15 protein-coding genes are annotated in these 20,406 nt (G+C 74.1%); 12 read left to right on the top strand and 3 right to left on the bottom strand.

Going from position 1 to position 20,406, the window contains the following annotated elements:
* Window positions 1–712: 712 nt before the first annotated feature.
* The gene (gene rpsT / locus ABZ261_RS06950; protein WP_356856086.1) at window positions 713–979 is read right to left on the bottom strand and encodes a 30S ribosomal protein S20; all 267 of its coding nucleotides are present in this window, start codon (window positions 977–979) and stop codon (window positions 713–715) included.
* 224 nt (window positions 980–1,203) lie between these two features.
* Between rpsT and lepA the strand changes: the two genes are divergently transcribed.
* From lepA to hemW, 4 genes are all read left to right on the top strand, one after another.
* Window positions 1,204–3,078, top strand: coding sequence for a translation elongation factor 4 (gene lepA, locus ABZ261_RS06945; protein WP_356856084.1), 1,875 nt, complete (start codon window positions 1,204–1,206; stop codon window positions 3,076–3,078).
* A gap of 258 nt (window positions 3,079–3,336) precedes the next feature.
* Window positions 3,337–5,211 carry an AMP-dependent synthetase/ligase gene (locus tag ABZ261_RS06940; RefSeq protein WP_356856082.1) on the top strand — a complete coding sequence of 625 codons (1,875 nt, stop codon included), beginning with the start codon at window positions 3,337–3,339 and terminating at the stop codon, window positions 5,209–5,211.
* Between the two features lie 276 nt (window positions 5,212–5,487).
* On the top strand, window positions 5,488–7,308 hold the full coding sequence (locus ABZ261_RS06935; RefSeq protein WP_356856162.1) for a SpoIIE family protein phosphatase: 1,821 nt from the start codon (window positions 5,488–5,490) through the stop codon (window positions 7,306–7,308).
* A 45-nt stretch (window positions 7,309–7,353) separates the two neighbouring features.
* The gene (gene hemW / locus ABZ261_RS06930) at window positions 7,354–8,586 is read left to right on the top strand and encodes a radical SAM family heme chaperone HemW (RefSeq protein ID WP_356856080.1); all 1,233 of its coding nucleotides are present in this window, start codon (window positions 7,354–7,356) and stop codon (window positions 8,584–8,586) included.
* Window positions 8,587–9,016: 430 nt separating this feature from the next.
* On the opposite strand, the gene ABZ261_RS06925 is transcribed toward hemW, so the two are convergent.
* Both ABZ261_RS06925 and ABZ261_RS06920 read right to left on the bottom strand, forming a co-directional pair.
* Window positions 9,017–9,814 (bottom strand): DUF3097 domain-containing protein, encoded by a 798-nt coding sequence (locus tag ABZ261_RS06925; protein WP_356856078.1) that lies wholly within the window; start codon window positions 9,812–9,814, stop codon window positions 9,017–9,019.
* Window positions 9,815–9,848: 34 nt separating this feature from the next.
* A complete protein-coding gene (locus ABZ261_RS06920; protein ID WP_356856076.1) occupies window positions 9,849–10,571 on the bottom strand; it encodes an MBL fold metallo-hydrolase in 723 nt (240 codons plus the stop codon).
* Between the two features lie 174 nt (window positions 10,572–10,745).
* On the opposite strand from ABZ261_RS06920, the gene hrcA reads away from it, so the two are divergent.
* From hrcA to ABZ261_RS06880, 8 genes are all read left to right on the top strand, one after another.
* Window positions 10,746–11,762: a heat-inducible transcriptional repressor HrcA gene (gene hrcA, locus ABZ261_RS06915; RefSeq protein ID WP_356856074.1), complete on the top strand. Its 1,017-nt coding sequence runs from the start codon at window positions 10,746–10,748 to the stop codon at window positions 11,760–11,762.
* Window positions 11,763–12,899 carry a molecular chaperone DnaJ gene (dnaJ, locus tag ABZ261_RS06910; protein WP_356856072.1) on the top strand — a complete coding sequence of 379 codons (1,137 nt, stop codon included), beginning with the start codon at window positions 11,763–11,765 and terminating at the stop codon, window positions 12,897–12,899. It abuts the gene before it with no gap.
* Window positions 12,900–13,106: 207 nt separating this feature from the next.
* On the top strand, window positions 13,107–14,183 hold the full coding sequence (locus ABZ261_RS06905; protein ID WP_356856071.1) for a nitronate monooxygenase: 1,077 nt from the start codon (window positions 13,107–13,109) through the stop codon (window positions 14,181–14,183).
* Window positions 14,180–14,926, top strand: coding sequence for a 16S rRNA (uracil(1498)-N(3))-methyltransferase (locus ABZ261_RS06900; protein ID WP_356856069.1), 747 nt, complete (start codon window positions 14,180–14,182; stop codon window positions 14,924–14,926). Before ABZ261_RS06905 ends, ABZ261_RS06900 begins: the two co-directional genes overlap by 4 nt.
* 295 nt (window positions 14,927–15,221) lie before the next feature.
* Window positions 15,222–15,764 (top strand): hypothetical protein, encoded by a 543-nt coding sequence (locus tag ABZ261_RS06895; RefSeq protein WP_356856067.1) that lies wholly within the window; start codon window positions 15,222–15,224, stop codon window positions 15,762–15,764.
* A 46-nt stretch (window positions 15,765–15,810) separates the two neighbouring features.
* Window positions 15,811–19,026, top strand: a complete 3,216-nt coding sequence (locus tag ABZ261_RS06890) for a PDZ domain-containing protein (protein WP_356856065.1) — start codon at window positions 15,811–15,813, stop codon at window positions 19,024–19,026.
* 95 nt (window positions 19,027–19,121) lie between these two features.
* Entirely contained in the window at window positions 19,122–19,475 is a 354-nt protein-coding gene (locus ABZ261_RS06885; protein ID WP_356856063.1) for a histidine triad nucleotide-binding protein, read from the top strand.
* A gap of 5 nt (window positions 19,476–19,480) precedes the next feature.
* Window positions 19,481–20,386: a ribonuclease Z gene (locus tag ABZ261_RS06880; protein WP_356856061.1), complete on the top strand. Its 906-nt coding sequence runs from the start codon at window positions 19,481–19,483 to the stop codon at window positions 20,384–20,386.
* The last annotated feature ends 20 nt before the right edge of the window (window positions 20,387–20,406 follow it).

Raw genomic sequence — 20,406 nt, 5'->3', positions numbered from 1 at the left:
GCCCGCGTGGGCTCGAAGGGCCGGTGCTCAGCAGGCACGCCGGTGCTCAGGAAGCAGGGCCCATGGGCTCGGTGGGCCGGTGCTCAGCAGGCAGGGTCCGTCGGCTCGGTGGGCCGGTGCGCATCCGCGGCCCGCGTGGGCTCGAAGGGCCGGTGCTCAGCAGGCACGCCGGTGCTCAGGAAGCAGGGCCCATGGGCTCGGTGGGCCGGTGCTCAGCAGGCAGGGCGGTGCTCAGGAGGCAGGGTCCGTCGGCTCGGTGGGCCGGGGTGAGAGCACGCAAGGCAGGGGACGCGCAGGGCCGTGCACCGTCCGCGGGGCATGTCGGCACGACGGCTCGGTGACACCCCGAGGCGCGTGGGGAGTCGCGAGGGCTCTCGGTGCGCACCGCAGGGCACGTGGGCGTGCGGAGAGGGATGAGCCGGACCGTGCGGCCGTGTCCCGCCGCCGGGCCGGACGCGGGCGGGGCGTGTCAGGCCGTCCCGGCGCACGCCGCGGCCGCGGCCGGGACGAACGCCGAGGGCCCCGCCGTCCCGCTCTGGGGAAGAGCGGGACGCCGGGGCCCACGGATGAAGCGGGTGGCCTTGTCCCCGCGTGGCGAACGCAGGCCGCGGACAAGGCGCGGGGTGCCGGTCGGGAGCGGAAGAGAGAGGGCCCGCTCTGGGTCCTTCCGGCGGTTCAAGTCAGTGGTCGAGCCCGCAGGGGCTCAGCCGACTCAGCCCTTGAGGGAGGCGACCTTCTGAGCCAGGGCCGACTTCTTGTTGGCGGCCTGGTTCTTGTGGATGACGCCCTTCGAGACGGCCTTGTCGAGCGCACGCGCGGCAGCGCGCTGCAGCTCGGTGGCCTTCTCGACGTCACCCGCGGCAGCGGCCTCGCGGGCCTTGCGGATCGCGGTCTTCAGGGAGGACTTGACGGCCTTGTTGCGCAGCCGCGCCTTCTCGTTGGTCTTGATCCGCTTGATCTGGGACTTGATGTTCGCCACGAAGGAGCCTTTTCAGGTTCTGGTGCGGGGCCGCACGGGTCCCGTACCGGTGATCCGAGTGATGTGCCGTGCCTCGCGCCGAGAGGGCAGGAGGCACAGCCATCTACAGTACCAGTGGCCCTCCGGACGGCCCAAAACGGCCCCCGGTCCCTGCCCGTGGGACCATGGAGACTACGTATCGATCCGACCCGAGGCATAAGGCGCCTCAAGAGACAGGACCCTGCGTGCCCGCGACCCCTAACCATGTGCCCGAGCCGAGCCGTACCGACCCGGCTCTGATCCGCAACTTCTGCATCATCGCGCACATCGACCACGGCAAGTCCACTCTCGCCGACCGGATGCTCCAGCTGACCGGTGTGGTCGAGCAGCGGCAGATGCGTGCTCAGTACCTCGACCGGATGGACATCGAGCGCGAGCGCGGCATCACGATCAAGTCCCAGGCGGTGCGGCTGCCCTGGGCCCCGACCGAGGGCCCGGACCAGGGCACGACCCACATCCTCAACATGATCGACACCCCGGGGCACGTCGACTTCACCTACGAGGTCTCGCGGTCGCTGGCCGCCTGCGAGGGGACCATCCTCCTCGTCGACGCCGCCCAGGGCATCGAGGCGCAGACCCTCGCCAACCTCTACCTGGCGATGGAGAACGACCTCACGATCATCCCGGTGCTGAACAAGATCGACCTGCCGGCCGCGCAGCCGGAGAAGTTCGCCGAGGAACTGGCGAACCTGGTCGGCTGCGACCCGGAGGACGTGCTCAAGGTCTCCGCGAAGACCGGCCTCGGCGTGGACGCGCTGCTGAACAAGGTGGTCAAGGAGATCCCGGCGCCGGTCGGGGTCGCCGACGCGCCCGCCCGCGCGATGATCTTCGACTCGGTGTACGACTCCTACCGCGGTGTCGTCACGTACGTCCGTGTCATCGACGGACAGCTCAACAAGCGCGAGCGCATCCGGATGATGTCCACCGGCGCCACCCACGAGCTGCTGGAGATCGGCACCAACTCGCCCGAGATGCTCCCGGCCGACGGCCTCGGCGTCGGCGAGGTGGGCTACCTCATCACCGGTGTGAAGGACGTCCGCCAGTCCAAGGTCGGCGACACCGTCACCAGCCAGCACAAGGGCGCCACCGAGGCGCTCGGCGGTTACAAGGACCCGAAGCCGATGGTGTTCTCGGGCCTGTACCCGCTGGACGGCTCGGACTACCCGGAGCTGCGCGAGGCCCTGGACAAGCTGCAGCTCAACGACGCGGCCCTCGTCTACGAGCCGGAGACCTCCGCCGCCCTCGGCTTCGGTTTCCGCGTCGGCTTCCTGGGCCTGCTGCACCTGGACGTGATCCGGGAGCGGCTGGAGCGCGAGTTCGGCCTCGACCTGATCGCCACCGCCCCGAACGTGGTCTACCGCGTGATCATGGAGGACGGCAGCGAGATCACGGTCACCAACCCGAGCGAGTTCCCCGAAGGCAAGATCGCCGAGGTGTACGAGCCGGTCGTGCGGGCCACGATCCTGGCGCCCACGGAGTTCATCGGCGCGATCATGGAGCTGTGCCAGACCCGGCGCGGCACCCTGCTCGGCATGGACTACCTCTCCGAGGACCGGGTCGAGATCCGCTACACCCTGCCGCTCGCGGAGATCGTCTTCGACTTCTTCGACCAGCTGAAGTCCAAGACCCGCGGTTACGCCTCCCTGGACTACGAGCCCACGGGCGAGCAGTCCTCCAGCCTCGTCAAGGTCGACATCCTGCTGCACGGCGACAAGGTGGACGCCTTCTCGGCGATCACCCACAAGGACCAGGCGTACGCGTACGGCGTACGGCTCGTCGCCAAGCTCAAGGAGCTGATCCCGCGGCAGAACTTCGAGGTGCCGGTGCAGGCCGCCATCGGCTCCCGGGTGATCGCCCGCGAGACCATCCGCGCCATCCGCAAGGACGTCCTCGCCAAGTGCTACGGCGGTGACATCTCCCGCAAGCGGAAGCTGCTGGAGAAGCAGAAGGAAGGCAAGAAGCGGATGAAGATGGTGGGTTCCGTGGAGGTTCCGCAGGAGGCCTTCATCGCGGTGCTCTCCAGCGATGACGGCGCGGGGTCGGCCAAGGGCAAGAAGTAACCAGAGGTAACAGCGGGTTACGCCGTCGAATCGGGCACGAGGGGCCCGCCGTGGGAAACCGCGGCGGGCCCCTACGCGTGCGTAACGTCGCTCTCGGTGGAAAGTGACAGGCCGTAGCCCCTTACGCGGCGGGCGGTCGCGCCTTACCCTGATGCCTGCCCGATAGTTACTCGTGAGTTAAACAACAGTCCCGAACCCCACGGTGAGTTGACCAGCCGCACCGAGCACCGCCGCGCTTCGCGGGCCCCGGAGGATGTCGTGAGCGACACACAGACCCTGATCGAGAACCGTCCGCCCTCCGTGGCGGCCCTCTTCCTGGAGCGCGTGGCGGCCACCCCGGACGCCGAGGCCTACCGCTACCCGGTCCCCGCGGCCTCCGGTCAGGGCCCCGACGACTGGAAGTCGCTGAGCTGGTCCCAGGCGGCCGACCGGGTGTACGCGATCGCGGCCGGGCTCATCGAGCTGGGGCTCGAGCCCGAGCAGCGGGTGGCGCTCGCCTCCTCCACCCGTGTCGAGTGGATCCTCGCCGACCTCGGCATCCTGTGCGCCGGCGGTGCGACGACCACCGTCTACCCGCAGACCGACGCCGACGAGTCCGCGTTCATCCTGTCCGACTCCGGGAGCCGGGTGCTGATCGCCGAAGACGCGGCCCAGGTCGCCAAGGCCGTGGAGAAGCGCGCCGGGCTGCCCGACCTGGTCAAGGTGGTGGTCGTCGACCCGGCCGGCGTCGAGACGGACGACTGGGTCATCACCCTCGCCGAGCTGGAGGAGCGCGGCGCCGCCCACTTGGAGAAGCACCCGCAGCTGATCAAGGAGCGGGTCGGCGCGATCACCGCGGACCAGCTCGCCACCCTCATCTACACCTCCGGCACCACCGGCCGCCCCAAGGGCGTGCGCCTGCCGCACGGCAACTGGGCGTACATGGCGAAGGCGATCGCCGCGACCGGGCTGATCGGCGCCGAGGACGTGCAGTACCTGTGGCTGCCGCTCGCGCACGTCTTCGGCAAGGTGCTCACCTCCGGCCAGATCGAGATCGGGCACGTCACCGCCGTCGACGGCCGCGTCGACAAGATCATCGAAAATCTCCCGGTGGTGCAGCCGACCTACATGGCCGCCGTGCCGCGCATCTTCGAGAAGGTCTACAACGGCGTCGCCGCCAAGGCCCGCGAGGGCGGCGCGGCCAAGTACCGGATCTTCCAGTGGGCCGCCGAGGTCGCCCGCGAGTACGCCAAGGTCACCCAGGACAACTTCCGCCGCACCGGCACCGCCTCGGCGCCCTTCGCTCTCGCCGCCCGGCACAAGGTCGCCGACGCCCTCGTCTACGCCAAGCTCCGTGCGGCCTTCGGCGGCCGGCTGCGCGCCTGCGTCTCCGGCGCCTCCGCGCTGTCGCCCGAGATCGGCTACTTCTTCGCCGGCGCCGGCATCCACATCCTGGAGGGCTACGGCCTGACCGAGACCTCCGCCGCCTCCTTCGTCAACCCGGGCGAGGCCTACCGCACCGGCACGGTCGGCAAGCCGCTGCCCGGCACCGAGGTCCGCATCGCCGACGACGGCGAGATCCTGCTGCGCGGCCCCGGCGTCATGGAGGGCTACCACGGGCTGCCCGAGAAGACCGCCGAGGTGCTGGAGCCCGACGGCTGGTTCCACACCGGCGACATCGGCGAGCTGTCGCCCGACGGCTATCTGCGCATCACCGACCGCAAGAAGGACCTCATCAAGACCTCCGGCGGCAAGTACGTCGCCCCGGCCGAGATCGAGGGCCGGTTCAAGGCCGTCTGCCCGTACGTCTCCAACATCCTCGTGCACGGCGCCGACCGGAACTACTGCACCGCCCTCATCGCCCTGGACGAGCTCGCGATCCGGGAGTGGGCCGAGGACAACGGCCTGGCGGGCAGGCCGTACGCCGAGATCGTGGCCGCTCCGCAGACGGTCGAGATGGTCGACGGGTACGTCCGGCAGCTCAACGCCGGGCTCCAGCGCTGGCAGACCATCAAGAAGTACCGGCTGCTGCCGCGGGACCTCGACGTGGAGCACGGCGAGATCACGCCGAGCCTGAAGCTGAAGCGGACCGTCGTGGAGCGGGAGTACAAGCACCTGATCGACGAGATGTACGCCGGGACGAGGGAGGCGTAGCGCGGGCCCGCCGGAGGCCGGACGCCCCGGGCGGCGGCGGCTGACCGGGGCGTACCCGCGCCGCCCTCCCCGTGCCGTCCTCCCCGCCGTGCCTCCTCGTGCCGCCTCCCGGCGGCGCCCCCCCCGCACCGCCCTCCCGCACCGCCCGGATGTCCGTCCGCGCTCGAAACGTTTCGTCTTCGACGCGGCGACAGCACGCTTTTCGGCCACGACTGGCCACTTCGGTGACTATGCGTCGTCGCCCCTGTCCCGTCTGTCACCCTTGGCCGCATGGACATGGCGGCCATCCCGACGCAGCGGGACACGGACGCCCCGCCCGGTGAGCGGCGGGGCCGGGCCACGCTGCCCGGCAGCCCCCTCGCGCCGGGCTCGGCTCGCGCGCTGCTGCGCGCCGCGCTGGCCGAGGCGCCCGGCGTCCCGGCCCGGCTCGCCGACGACGCCCTGGCCGTGGTCAGCGAGCTGGTCACCAACGCCGTCGTGCACGCCGGCACGGACGTGGAGATCGACTGGCTGCTGGAGGAGACCGGCGCGTTCCTCGTGGAGGTCCGCGACCGGCACCCCTCCCGCGCCCCCCGCGACCCGCACGCCGGCGAGGCGCCGTACGACGTCCCCGAGCACGGGCGCGGACTGCGCCTGGTCACCACGCTCGCCGAGTCCTGGGGCGTCACCTACCGCACCGGCGCCAAGACCGTGTGGGCCCGGCTGCCCCCCGGCGGCAGCGACGCCCCCGACGGACCCGCCCCCGGCCCCGCCCTGGAGGTCGCCGAGGAACTCGCCCCGCAGCCGCCCCGCGCCGACGGCGACCGGGACTGGCTCGGCCGGGGTGCGCTGTCCTTCCTCGCCGAGGCCTCCGACCTGCTCGCCGGACAGCTGGACGAGAACCTGGTCGCCGCGCTCACCGGCCAGCTGATCGTGCCCCGGCTCGCCGACTGGTGCGCGGTGTGGCTGGAGGACGAGGCATCCGTGCGCGGCGGCGCCGCGGGCGGACCCGCCCGGGTGTGGCACGCCGGCGAGGCCCGGACCGAGGAACTGCGGTGCGCCCTGGAGAAGGAGCCGCCGTGCCCGCGGCACGGGCTGCGCTCCGGCCCCGAGCCCTACCCCTGGCCCGGCCGGGCGCTCGGCCCGCAGGACGCCCACGGCACGGCGCTGTCGTACCGGCTGATCGCGGGCGGCCGGCCGCTCGGCACGCTGGTCGTCGGCCGGTCGGGACCCATGGGCTTCCCCGACGAGATCACCGGGCTGGTGGAGGACCTCGGCCGCCGGGTCGCCCTGGCCATCGGCGCGGCCCGCCGGTACGCCCGCCAGGCCACCATCAGCGCCGTCCTGCAGCGCGGCCTGCTGCCCGGCGCGGTCGCCGAGATCCCCGGCATGCGCAGCGCGCTCGTCCACGAGCCCTGCGACCGGGGCGGCCCGAGCGGCGACTTCTACGACCTGTTCCCGGCGGGCGACGGCCGCTGGTGCTTCGCCGTCGGCGACGTCCAGGGCAAGGGCCCGGAAGCGGCCGTGGTGATCGGCCTCGCCCGCCCCTGGCTCCGCCTCCTGGCCCGCGAGGGGTACGGCGTCGCCGACGTCCTGGACCGCCTCAACCAGCTGCTGCTGGGCGACGCCACCGAGGCCGCGGACGCCGCCGCCCGCGCCCTGGTCGCCGCCGGCGGCCGTCCCCCGGCCTCCGGGGACGGCCCGCAGACCCGCTTCCTGTCCCTGCTCTACGGCGAACTCACCCCCCACGACGGCGGGGTCCGCTGCACCCTGGCCTGCGCCGGCCACCCGCTGCCGCTGGTCCTCGGCCCCGACGGCGGCGTGCGCACCGCCGCCCGCCCGCAGACCCTCCTCGGCGTCGTGGAGGACGAGACCTACACCAGCGAGACGCTGGAGCTGCGGCCCGGCGACAGCCTGCTGTGCGTCACCGACGGGGTCACCGAGCGGCGCTCCGGCTCCCGCCAGTTCGACGACGGCGACGGGCTCGCCCGCGCCCTGGCCGGGTGCGCCGGACTCGGCGCCGAGCCGATCGCGGAACGGATCCGCCGCCTGGTCCACGACTTCGGCGACGGCCCGCCCGAGGACGACCTGGCGCTGCTGGTGCTCCAGGCGGAGTGACGCGCCCGCGCGGGGCGGCCCGGCGCGGTACGGGACAATGGGGGCATGCCTTCCGCACTCCCCGACGGCGAGCCCGTCCCCGCCGACGGCGCGCTGCCCGCGCACGCGCTCGCCGGGGCCGGCGACCGCCCGCTCGGTTTCTACCTCCACGTCCCCTACTGCGCGACCCGCTGCGGCTACTGCGACTTCAACACCTACACCGCGACCGAGCTGCGCGGCTCGGGCGGTGTGCTCGCCTCCCGTGACGCCTACGCGGACATCCTGGCGGACGAGGTCCGGCTGGCGCGGAAGGTGCTGGGCGACGACCCGCGCGAGGTCCGCACGGTCTTCGTCGGCGGCGGCACGCCGACGCTGCTGGCCGCCGGGGACCTGGTGCGGATGCTGCGGGCGATCCGCGAGGAGTTCGGCCTCGCGCCGGACGCGGAGATCACCACGGAGGCGAATCCGGAGACGGTCGACCCGGCGTACCTCACCGCCCTCCGGGAGGGCGGCTTCAACCGGATCTCGTTCGGCATGCAGAGCGCCAGGCCGCACGTGCTGAAGATCCTGGACCGCACCCACACCCCCGGCCGCCCCGAGGCCTGCGTGGCCCAGGCGCGGGCGGCCGGCTTCGAGCACGTCAACCTGGATCTGATCTACGGCACGCCGGGGGAGAGCGACGACGACTGGCGGGCGTCCCTGGACGCGGCCGTCGGCGCCGGACCGGACCACGTCAGCGCCTACGCGCTGATCGTCGAGGAGGGCACCGGGCTGGCCCGCCGCATCCGCCGCGGCGAGGTCCCGATGACCGACGACGACGTCCACGCCGACCGCTACCTGATCGCCGAGGAGAGGCTGTCCGAGGCGGGCTTCGCCTGGTACGAGGTCTCCAACTGGGCCACCTCCGAGGCGGCCCGCTGCCTGCACAACGAGCTGTACTGGCGGGGCGCCGACTGGTGGGGCGCGGGACCCGGCGCGCACAGCCACGTCGGAGGCGTCCGCTGGTGGAACGTGAAGCACCCGGGCGCGTACGCGGCGGCCCTCGCCGCGGGCCGCTCCCCGGGGGCGGGCCGGGAGCTGCTGACCGACGAGGACCGGCGGGTGGAGCGGATCATGCTGGAGCTCAGGCTGCGGGACGGCGTGCCGCTGTCGCTGCTCAGGGAGGAGGGCCGCGCGGCCTCCCGGCGGGCCCTGGCGGACGGACTCCTGCAGCACGGACCCTACGAGGACGGGCGCGCCGTGCTGACCCTCCGCGGACGGCTGCTGGCGGACGCGGTGGTCAGAGACCTGGTCGACTGAGACCCCGCGCCCCACCGCCGGGCGGCGCAACATGACAGCCGACGGCCCCGCACCCGCCCCAGGAACGCAGCAAACTGCGCGACCGGCCCCCACCGGCCGGCCCCCGAACGGCGACCCGCGGCGCGGCGCGTCTCCCGCCTGCCGGTGGTTCCGTGACCCGCGTCCCCGGCCGTCCCACCACTGAGGCGGCGGAACATGGCAGCCGACGGCCCGGCAGCCGACCCAGGGGCGCGGGGAACTGCGCGACCAACCCCCACCGGCCGGTAAGTCGAACGGCGACCCGCGGCGCACTGTGCCTCCCACACATGGCAGCCGACGGCCCGGCAGCCGACCTAGGGGCGCGGGGAACTGCGCGAGAAGCCCCCACCGGCCGGCAAGCCGGACAGGCGACCCGCAGCCGGTGGGACGAGCCCCCAGCCCCCCGCAGGGGTCACGCTGTCACGAAGTCGATCAGCTCCTCCACCCGCCCCAGCAGCTCCGGCTCCAGGTCCTTGTAGGACCGCACCCGCGACAGGATCCGCTGCCAGGCCGCCCCCGTGTTCTCCGGCCAGCCCAGCGCCCGGCACACCCCCGTCTTCCAGTCCTGCCCCCGCGGCACCGCGGGCCACGCCCCGATGCCCAGGGACGAGGGCTTCACCGCCTGCCAGACGTCGATGTACGGGTGGCCGACGACGAGGGCGTGGTCGCTGGTCACCGACTGCGCGATCCGCCACTCCTTGGTGCCCGGCAGCAGGTGGTCCACCAGCACCCCGAGCCGGGCGTCCGGCCCCGGCGCGAACTCGGCGACGATGCCCGGGAGGTCGTCCACGCCCTCCAGGTACTCCACCACCACACCCTCGACGCGCAGGTCGTCGCCCCAGACCTTCTCGACCAGTTCGGCGTCGTGCCGGCCCTCGACGTAGATGCGGCCGGCGCGCGCCACCCGCGCGCGGGCGTTCGGCACCGCGACCGAGCCGGACGCCGTGCGGGCGGGCCGCGCCGGACCCGACGGCGGCCGGACCAGCGTCACCGCGCGGCCCTCCAGCAGGAAGCCTCCCGGCCGCAGCGGGAACACCCGGTGCTTGCCGAAGCGGTCCTCCAGCGTCACCGTGCCCGCCTCGCAGCCGATCACCGCGCCGCAGAACCCGGTGCCGGGCTCCTCCACCACCAGGCCGGGCTCGGCCGGCACCTCGGGGACGGGCTTCGGCTTCTTCCACGGAGGGGTCAGGTCGGCGGAGTACTGGCGCATTCGGATGACGATAGGAGAAGCCGTGCGCCGGTGCTCACGACACGCCGAAGCGCGTTGCCAGGGCGTCCCGTTGGCGCCGGACGAAGGCCGCGTCCACGACCGCGCCGTGACCGGGCACGTACAGCGCGTCCTCGCCGCCGAGCGCCAGCAGCCGGTCCAGCGCGTCCGGCCAGCGGGACGGCACGGCGTCCGGGCCCGCCTGCGGTTCCCCGGACTCCTCGACCAGGTCGCCGCAGAACACGACCTTCGGCGACCCGGCGACCAGCACCGCCAGGTCGTGGGCCGTGTGGCCCGGTCCCACGTCGGCCAGCAGCGCCTGCCGGCCGCCCCCGAGGTCCAGCGTCCACTCGCCGGAGACCAGGTGCCCGGGCGGGGCCAGCGCGTCCACCGCCTCGTCCGCGTCCGCCGCCGGCAGGCCGTTGCCGACCGCGTCCAGACGCAGCTCCTCGCGCCCGCGGGAGAGGGCGGCGTCCAGGCCCACCGCCCCGTACACCTCGGCGCCGGCGAACGCCGGGGCGCCCAGGACGTGGTCGAAGTGCGGGTGGGTGAGCGCGAGATGGGTCACACGGCCGCCGGACAGCTCCTCGGCCTGGGCGCGCAGCCGCGCCCCCTCGGCCAGTCCGGACCCCGCGTCCACCATCAGCGCCGCGCCCGCGCCCAGCACCAGGCCCGCGGTGCAGTCCCAGCCGGGCAGCCGGCACCGCCCCACCCCGGCGGCCAGCCGTTCCCAGCCCAGCTCTTCCCAAGTCACGGTCATAACGGCGACGCTAGCGCTGCGATCCGGTGCGCGGGGCCCGACCTTGCCCCGGGTGTACCGGACAGCCGTACACTGGGCCGGGGAACGCTGGCACTCGCATGGCAAGAGTGCCAGGGGGACGGAGACCCGAGGGACCCCGACGGATCGGGGACGACGTGCTGGAGGTGCGCGCGGATGCTGAGTGAACGCAGGCTTCAGGTGCTGCGCGCGATCGTCCAGGACTACGTCGGCACCGAGGAGCCGGTGGGTTCCAAGGCGCTCACCGAGCGGCACAACCTCGGCGTCTCCCCGGCCACCGTCCGCAACGACATGGCGGCCCTGGAGGAGGAGGGGTACATCGCCCAGCCGCACACCAGCGCGGGGCGCATCCCCACCGACAAGGGCTACCGGCTGTTCGTGGACAAGCTCGCCGGCGTGAAGCCGATGAGCGCGCCGGAGCGGCGGGCGATCCAGAACTTCCTGGAGGGCGCCGTCGACCTCGACGACGTCGTCGCGCGGACGGTGCGGCTGCTGGCGCAGCTGACCCGGCAGGTCGCCGTCGTGCAGTACCCGTCCCTGACGCGGTCCACGGTCCGGCACGTGGAGCTGCTCTCGCTCGCCCCCGCGCGCGTGATGCTCGTGCTGATCACGGACACCGGCCGGGTCGAGCAGCGGATGGTCGACTGTCCGGCGCCATTCGGCGAGGCCTCGCTGGCGGATCTGCGGGCGCGGCTCAACAGCCGGGTCGCCGGACGGCGTTTCACGGACGTGCCGAAGCTGGTCGAGGACCTGCCGGAGGCGTTCGAACCCGAAGATCGCGGTACGGTCTCCACGGTGCTCTCCACCCTTCTGGAGACACTCGTCGAGGAGAACGAGGAGCGGCTGATGATCGGCGGCACCGCCAATCTGACCCGCTTCGGACACGACTTCCCCCTCACGATCCGGCCCGTCCTGGAGGCACTGGAGGAGCAGGTCGTGCTCCTCAAGCTCCTCGGCGAGGCGAAGGATCCGGGCGTGACCGTGCGCATCGGCCACGAGAACGCCCACGAAGGACTCAACTCCACGTCCGTGGTGTCGGTGGGCTACGGTTCGGGCGGCGAGGCGGTTGCCAAGCTCGGCGTGGTCGGACCGACCCGCATGGACTACCCGGGAACGATGGGAGCGGTACGCGCAGTGGCACGGTACGTCGGACAGATCCTGGCGGAGTCGTAAGTGGCCACGGACTACTACGCCGTTCTCGGCGTGCGCCGCGACGCGTCGCAGGATGAGATCAAGAAGGCGTTCCGCCGGCTCGCGCGCGAGCTGCACCCGGACGTCAATCCGGATCCGAAGACCCAGGAGCGGTTCAAGGAGATCAACGCCGCTTACGAGGTGCTCTCGGACCCGCAGAAGAAGCAGGTCTACGACCTCGGCGGCGACCCGCTGTCCCAGTCGGGCGGGGCCGGGGCGGGCGGCTTCGGCGCCGGCGGCTTCGGCAACTTCTCCGACATCATGGACGCGTTCTTCGGCACGGCGTCGCAGCGCGGGCCCCGCTCGCGCACCCGCCGCGGCCAGGACGCGATGATCCGGATCGAGGTCGAGCTGGACGAGGCGGCCTTCGGGACGACCAAGGACATCCAGGTCGACACGGCCGTCGTCTGCACCACCTGCAACGGCGAGGGCGCGGCCCCCGGCACGTCCGCGCAGACCTGTGACATGTGCCGCGGCCGGGGCGAGGTCTCGCAGGTGACCCGGTCCTTCCTGGGCCAGGTCATGACCTCCCGGCCCTGCCCGCAGTGCCAGGGCTTCGGCACGGTGGTGCCGACCCCGTGCCCGGAGTGCGCCGGCGACGGCCGCGTCCGCTCCCGGCGGACGCTGACCGTGAAGATCCCGGCCGGTGTCGACAACGGCACCCGGATCCAGCTCGCCGGGGAGGGCGAGGTCGGCCCCGGCGGCGGCCCGGCCGGCGACCTGTACGTCGAGATCCACGAGCTGCCGCACCCCACGTTCCAGCGGCGCGGCGACGACCTGCACTGCACCGTCACGATCCCGATGACGGCGGCGGCCCTCGGCACCAAGGTGCCGCTGGAGACCCTGGACGGCCTGGAGGAGGTCGACATCCGGCCGGGCACCCAGTCCGGCCAGTCGATCCCGCTGCACAACCGGGGCGTCACGCACCTGCGCGGCGGCGGCCGGGGCGACCTCATCGTCCACGTGGAGGTCACCACCCCGACCAAGCTCGACCCCGAGCAGGAGCGCCTGCTGCGCGAGCTGGCCAAGCTGCGCGGCGAGGAGCGCCCCCAGGGGCAGTTCCAGCCGGGGCAGCAGGGCCTGTTCTCGCGGTTGAAGGACGCGTTCAACGGGCGCTGACGCCGGCCGGAGCGGCGACCGGGCGTTCCGGGTGCCGCTCCCCGGGCGGGTCGGCCGGGCCGCGGGGCTCGCTCCCGCGGCCGGGGGACGCCTCCGGCGGGCGGGTGAACGGGGGGTGCCGGGCACCGCGGCGCCTTGTATGCCATGGGCCTATGCCGTGGGAAGCCCGGATTCGGACTTGTTCGGGGGACGTGACACCATGCCGTCATGTCCTCCGCGCTGACCGGTCTTGCTCCCCACCCGATCGTGCAGGCCCCCATGGCGGGCGGCGTCTCCGTCCCGCAGCTCGCCGCCGCCGTCTGCGAGGCCGGCGGCCTCGGATTCCTCGCCGCCGGGCACAAGACCGCCGACGGCATGTACCAGGAGATCAAGCAGCTGCGGGGGCTCACCTCCCGCCCCTTCGGCGTGAACGTGTTCATGCCGCAGCCCGAGTACGCCGAGTCCGGCGCGGTGGAGGTGTACGCGCACCAGCTGGCCGGCGAGGCCGCCTGGTACGAGACGGAACTGGGCGACCCGGACAGCGGCCGCGACGACGGCTACGACGCGAAGCTCGCGGTGCTGCTGGACAACCCGGTGCCGGTGGTCTCCTTCCACTTCGGCGTGCCGGCCCGCGAGGTGCTCGACAGGTTCCGCCGGGCCGGCACCTTCACCCTGGTCACCGCCACCACCGCCGAGGAGGCCCTCGCGGTCGAGCGGGCCGGCGCGGACGCGGTGATCGCACAGGGCGTGGAGGCCGGCGGTCACCAGGGCACGCACCGGGACCTTGCGGAGAACGACGGCTCCGGCATCGGACTGCTGTCGCTGGTCGCGCAGATACGGGAGGCGGTGAGCATCCCGATCGTGGCCGCCGGCGGCATCATGCGCGGCAGCCAGATCGCCGCCGTCCTCGCGGCCGGCGCGAGCGCGGCCCAGCTCGGCACGGCGTTCCTCGCCACCCCCGAGTCCGGCGCCCACGCCCTGCACAAACAGGCGCTCACCAGCCCGCTGTTCGCGCGCACCGAGCTGACCCGCGCCTTCACCGGCCGCCCGGCCCGCGGCCTGGTCAACCGCTTCCTGCGCGAGCACGGCCGGTACGCCCCGGCCGCCTACCCCGACGTCCACCACATGACCTCGCCGCTGCGCAAGGCCGCCGCCAAGGCCGGGGACGCGCAGGGCATGGCGCTGTGGGCGGGCCAGGGGCACCGGCTGGCCCGGGCGCTGCCGGCCGGGGAGCTGGTGCAGGTGCTGGCGGCCGAACTGGCCCAGGCGCGCACGGCGTCGGCGGACGGGGGTGACCTCGCGTGACGGCCCCCGTCTTCGTCGTCGGGCACTTCGACTCCGACGGCCACCGCTACGTCCTGGACGGCCCCGAGGGCCGCCACGCGGTCTCCGTGAAACGGCTCCAGCCCGGCGAGGAGGTCGTCCTGACCGACGGCGCCGGCCGGTACGCGGTGTGCGAGGTGATCGGCGCCGAGGGCAAGGACCGGCTGATCGTCCACATGTCCTCGGTGATGCAGGAGCCGGCGCCCCGCCCCCGCATCACCGTCGTCCAGGCCCTGCCCAAGGGGGACCGCGGCGAACTCGCCGTGGAGACCATGACCGAGGTCGGGGTCGACGCCATCGTGCCCTGGCAGGCCGCCCGGTGCATCACCCAGTGGAAGGGCGACCGCGGCCTGAAGGCGCTCGGCAAGTGGCGGGCCACCGCCCGCGAGGCAGGCAAGCAGTCCCGCCGGGTCCGCTTCCCCGAGGTCGCGGACGCGGCGACGACCAAGCAGGTCGCCGCACTGCTCGCCCGGGCAGACCTCGCCGCGGTGCTCCACTCCGACTTCGAGCGCGGCAGCGAGCCCCTGGCCACCGCCGAACTCCCCGCCGACGGCGAGATCGTGCTGGTCGTCGGCCCCGAGGGCGGCGTCTCGCGCGACGAGCTGGCGCTGTTCGAGGAGGCGGGCGCCAGGCCGTACGTCCTCGGGCCCACCGTGCTGCGCACCTCCACCGCCGGCACCGCCGCCGCTGCCCTCCTGCTGGGCCGCACCGGCCGCTGGTCCTGACCCGCGGCGCGGCCCTGCTGCACGGCCCGGCCCCCATGACCGACCGCATGCGCGTGGCCCGCCCCGAGGCCCCGGAAGGGCGATCCGGTCGAGCGGCAGAAGCGGCTGCGGCCGCGCGGCCGACCGCGAGCAGCGGCGCCGCCGTGACGCCGCTCACCGCGAGCAGCGGCGCCCCCGTGACGCCGCTCGCCGGCCCCCGTGGCCGCGCCCGGGCGCGGTACCCGGTCCCCGCCGAACGGGTGACTGGCCGTATGCGGCCTTCCGCGCCGACCGGGCCGGTGGCACGCTGCCGTGCATGGGGGCATTCGAAGGGTTACGGAGCGGGCCGCGGGCGCTGGCCGCGGCGGGGCTCGTCGTGGTGGCCGCCGGGGCCGTGGCGGCCTGCGATCCGGGCGGCCTGGGGTCGGCGACCGTCGCCTACACCACCGACCGGACCGCGACCGCCGCGCTGGAACGGCGCAGCGTGGACGTCAACTGGCTGACCTGCACCGGCAGATCCGGTGACGACGGCAGGAGCGGCTCGCCCTCGCCGGCCGAGTCCGCCGTCGTCTCCGTCGACTGCCGGGGCGAGACCCGCGACGGGCGGGACATCTCGGTCACCGGTCGGGTGACCAGGGCCGTCGACGGCGCCTGTGTGCGCGGCGACCTGACCGCGAAGGTCGGCGGCAGACAGGTCTTCCACGTCAGCGGACTCGGCGACTGCGACGCCACCCCCGCGCCGACGTACCGGCCGCCGGCCGGGGGCGGGGGCGGGGCGGAGCCCACGGTGACCGTCACCGTCACCCGGACCATCTGGTGCCAGGACAACCCCGCCTGCCGACCCGTCCACGGCAAGTGACGGGAACCGGGAGCGCAGGCGGGGCGGCGCTGCGTAGAGTGACGGGGTGACTCAGGGCGCTTCGGCGGGAACCACGGGAACGTCCGCCTATCTCCGATTCCCGCATCTGCACGGCGACTTGGTGGCGTTCGTCGCCGAGGACGACGTCTGGCTGGCACCGCTCGACGGCGGCCGGGCCTGGCGGGTCAGCGCCGACAACAGGCCGGTGTGGCTGCCCCGGATGTCACCGGACGGCCGCCACCTCGCCTGGACCTCCACCCGGGACGGCGCTCCGGAGGTGCACGTCGCCCCGGTCGACGGGGGCCCCGCCCGTCGGCTGACGCACTGGGGCAACCGCCGCACCGAGGTGCGCGGCTGGACCGCGGACGGGCGGGTGCTCGCACTCGGCGCGCACGGCCGGCACAGCTTCCGGCACACCTGGGCGCACGCCGTCCCGCTGGACGGCGGACCGGCCGAGACCCTGCCGTACGGCCCGGTCGGGGACGTGGCGCCGGGGCCGGCCACCGTGCTGCTGTCCGCGCCGATGGGCCGGGAGGCCGCCCACTGGAAGCGCTACCGGGGCGGCACGGCGGGCAAGCTGTGGATCGACCGCGAGGGCGGCGGGGAGTTCACACGGCTGCACGAGGACCTCGCCGGGAACATCGAGTGCCCGGTGTGGGTGGGGGAGCGCATCGCGTTCCTCTCGGACCACGAGGGCACCGGAGCCGTCTACTCCTCCCTCGCCGACGGCTCCGACCTGCGCCGGCACACGCCCCTCGGGGGCTTCTACGCCCGGCACGCCGCCGGCGACGGCAGCCGGCTGGTGTACGCCTCGGCCGGTGAACTGTGGCTGCTGGACGACCTGGAGGGCGCCGAGCCGCGCCGCCTGGACGTCCGGCTCGGCGGACCCCGCGTCGACCTGCGGCCGTACCCGGTCAACGCCTCCCGCTGGTTCGGCGAGGCGTCCCCCGACCACACCGCGCGCGGCAGCGCCGTCTGCGTGCGCGGCGGCATCCACTGGGTCACCCACCGCTTCGGGCCCGCCCGCGCCCTCGCCGCCGCCCCGGGCGTCCGCGCCCGGATGCCGCGCGCCTTCCGCGCCGAGGGCGAGGAGTGGGCGGTGTGGGTGACCGACGCCGAGGGCGACGACGCCCTGGAGTTCGCCCCCGCGACCGGCACCGTGCCCGGCGCCCCGCCCCGCCGGCTCGCCGCCGGGCAGCTCGGCCGGGTCCTGGAGCTGGTGATGGCGCCGGACGGCAGCCGGGCCGCCGTCGCCGCGCACGACGGGCGGCTGCTGCTCGTCGAGCGCGAGACCGGCGAGGTCCGCGAGGTGGACCGCAGCGACGACGGCGAGGTCAGCGGACTCGCCTTCTCACCCGACTCCGCCTGGCTCGCCTGGGCCCACCCCGGCCCCCGCCCGCTCTCGCAGCTGCGCGTCGCCCACACCACCGACCTGTCGGTCACCGAGGCCACCCCGCTGCGCTTCCAGGACTACGCCCCCGCCTTCACCCTCGACGGCAAGCACCTCGCGTTCCTCTCCAACCGCGCCTTCGACCCGGTCTACGACGAACACGTCTTCGACCTCGCGTTCGTGGTCGGCGCCCGCCCGCACCTGATCACGCTCGCCGCCGCCACCCCGTCCCCGTTCGGCCCGCAGCGGCACGGCCGCCCCTTCGAGACCCCCGACAAGGACGAGACCCCCGACAGCGAGGGCGCCCCCGCCACCCGCATCGACCTCGAGGGGCTGGCCGACCGGATCGTGCCCTTCCCGGTCGAGGCCGGCCGCTACTCGACGCTGCGCGCCGCCAAGGACGGCGTCCTGTGGCTGCGCCACCCCGTGCAGGGGGTGCTCGGCGCCTCCCGCGCCCACCCCGAGGACCCCGACCCGCACACCGAGCTGGAACGCTACGACCTCGCCCAGCGCCGCCTGGAACACCTCGCCTCCGACGCCGACCACTTCGAGGTCAGCGGCGACGGCCGGCGCGTCCTGCTGTGGACCGGCGGCCGCCTGCGGGTCGTGCCCGGCGACCGCCGCGCCGGCGCCGACGACGACGGCGACACCAGCGTCACCGTGGACCTGGCCCGCGTCCGCCAGACCGTCGACCCGGCCGCCGAGTGGCGGCAGATGTACGACGAGACCGGCCGCCTCATGCGCGACCACTACTGGCGGCCCGACCTCGGCGGCGTCGACTGGGACGGCGTCCTCGACCGCTACCGTCCGCTGCTCGGCCGCCTCGCCACCCACAGCGACCTGGTCGACCTGCTGTGGGAGGTGCACGGCGAGCTCGGCACCTCGCACGCCTACGTCTCCCCGCGCGGCGGCCCCACCGGGCCCCGGCACGGGCTGCTCGGCGCCGACCTCTCCCGCCACGAGGACGGCAGCTGGCGCATCGACCGCATCCTGCCCTCGGAGACCTCCGACCCGGACGCCCGCTCCCCGCTCGCCGCACCCGGCGTCGCCGTCCGCCCGGGCGACGCGATCATCGCCGTGGCGGGCCATCCCGTCGACCCGGTGACGGGCCCCGGCCCCCTCCTGGCCGGCACGGCCGGCCACCCCGTCGAGCTGACCGTCTCCCCGGCCGCGGGCGGCGAACCCCGGCACGCGGTCGTCGTGCCCGTCGCCGACGAGGAACCGCTGCGCTACCACGCCTGGGTCGCCGACCGCCGCGCCCACGTCCACGCGGCCTCCGGCGGCCGGCTCGGCTACCTCCACGTCCCCGACATGCAGGCCCCCGGCTGGGCGCAGATCCACCGGGACCTGCGCGTGGAGGTCGCCCGGGAGGGCCTGGTGGTCGACGTCCGCGAGAACCGCGGCGGCCACACCTCCCAGCTCGTGGTGGAGAAACTGGCCCGCCGGATCATCGGCTGGGACCTGCCGCGCGGCATGCGCCCCACCAGCTACCCCCTGGACGCACCGCGCGGCCCGGTCGTCGCCGTCGCCAACGAGTTCTCCGGCTCCGACGGCGACATCGTCAACGCGGCCGTCAAGGCCCTCGGCATCGGCCCGGTCGTCGGCACCCGAACCTGGGGCGGCGTCATCGGCATCGACAGCCGCTACCACCTGGTCGACGGCACCCTGGTCACGCAGCCGAAGTACGCGATGTGGCTGGAGGGCGTGGGCTGGGACGTGGAGAACCACGGGGTGGACCCGGACGTGGAGGTCGTCCAGCGGCCGCAGGACTGGGCCTCCGGCACGGACGCGCAGCTCGACGCGGCCATCGCGCTCGCGCTGGAGGCCCTGGCGTCGACGCCCGCGAAGTCCCCGCCGGGTCTGCCGACTTGACGGGGGCGGGCGGCCGCGCGGGCGAACCCGGACGACCCGCGCCCGACCGACTACGATGCCCCCGTACCGATCAACGGCGAAAGCGAGCGCAGCGTATGGCCGGCGAACCGCGGAACGACTGCCTGTTCTGCAAGATCGTCGCGGGCGAGGTCCCGGCGACGATCGTCCGCGAGACCGAGACGACCGTGGCGTTCCGGGACATAAACCCGCAGGCCCCCACCCACGTCCTGGTGATCCCCAAGGCCCACTACGAGAACGCCGCGGCCCTCGCCGCCGAAGCGCCCCAGGTGGCCGCCGACGTCCTCGCCGAGACCAAGGCCGTCGCCGACGAGGAGAAGCTGGACAGCTACCGCCTCGTCTTCAACACCGGTTCCGGCGCCGGGCAGACCGTCTGGCACGCCCACGCCCACGTCCTCGGTGGCCGTGGCCTGGAATGGCCCCCCGGTTAGTCCCCATGTCCGTCCGTGAACTGGTGGTCCTCGGCACCGCCAGCCAGGTCCCGACCCGGCACCGCAACCACAACGGCTACCTGCTGAGGTGGGACGGCGAGGGCATCCTGTTCGACCCCGGCGAGGGCACACAGCGCCAGATGCTGCGCGCCGGGGTCGCCGCCCACGACCTGAACCGGATCTGCGTCACGCACTTCCACGGCGACCACTCCCTCGGCCTCGCGGGAGTCATCCAGCGCATCAACCTGGACCGGGTGCCGCACGAGGTCACCGCGCACTATCCGCGCTCCGGCCGCCGCTTCTTCGACCGCCTGCGGTACGCGACCGCCTACCGGGAGACGGTCGAGCTCACCGAGGCCCCGGTCGCCGCCGACGGCGTCCTCGCGGTGACCCCGTCCTACACCCTGGAAGCCCGCAGGCTCTCCCACCCGGTCGAGTCCTACGGCTACCGCCTCGTCGAACCCGACGGCCGCCGCATGCTGCCCGACCGGCTCGCCGCGCACGGCGTGAAGGGCCCGGACGTCGGGGTGCTCCAGCGTGCCGGCCGGCTCGGGGACGTGACGCTGGAGGACGTCAGCGAGGTGCGGCGCGGGCAGCGGTTCGCGTTCGTCATGGACACCCGCCTGTGCGACGGCGTCCACGCGCTCGCCGAGGACTGCGACCTGCTCGTCATCGAGTCCACGTTCCTCGACGAGGACATCGCCCTCGCCGTGGAGCACGGGCATCTCACCGCCGGTCAGGCCGCCGCGGTGGCACGCGACGCGGGCGTGCGGCACCTCGTCCTCACCCACTTCAGCCAGCGCTACTCCGATCCCGGGGACTTCGAGCGGCAGGCGCGGGCGGCGGGCTTCGAGGGGGAGCTGACCGTGGCCCGCGACCTGCTGCGGGTACCGGTTCCGAAACGCCGGTGAAGCGCCCGTACGATGCTTCG

The organism is Streptomyces sp. NPDC006193 (genome assembly GCF_040613915.1).
Classification (GTDB): Bacteria; Actinomycetota; Actinomycetes; order Streptomycetales; family Streptomycetaceae; genus Streptomyces.
The sequence above is the reverse complement of the archived record's forward strand: the minus strand, read 5'-3'. Positions and strand labels throughout refer to the sequence as shown.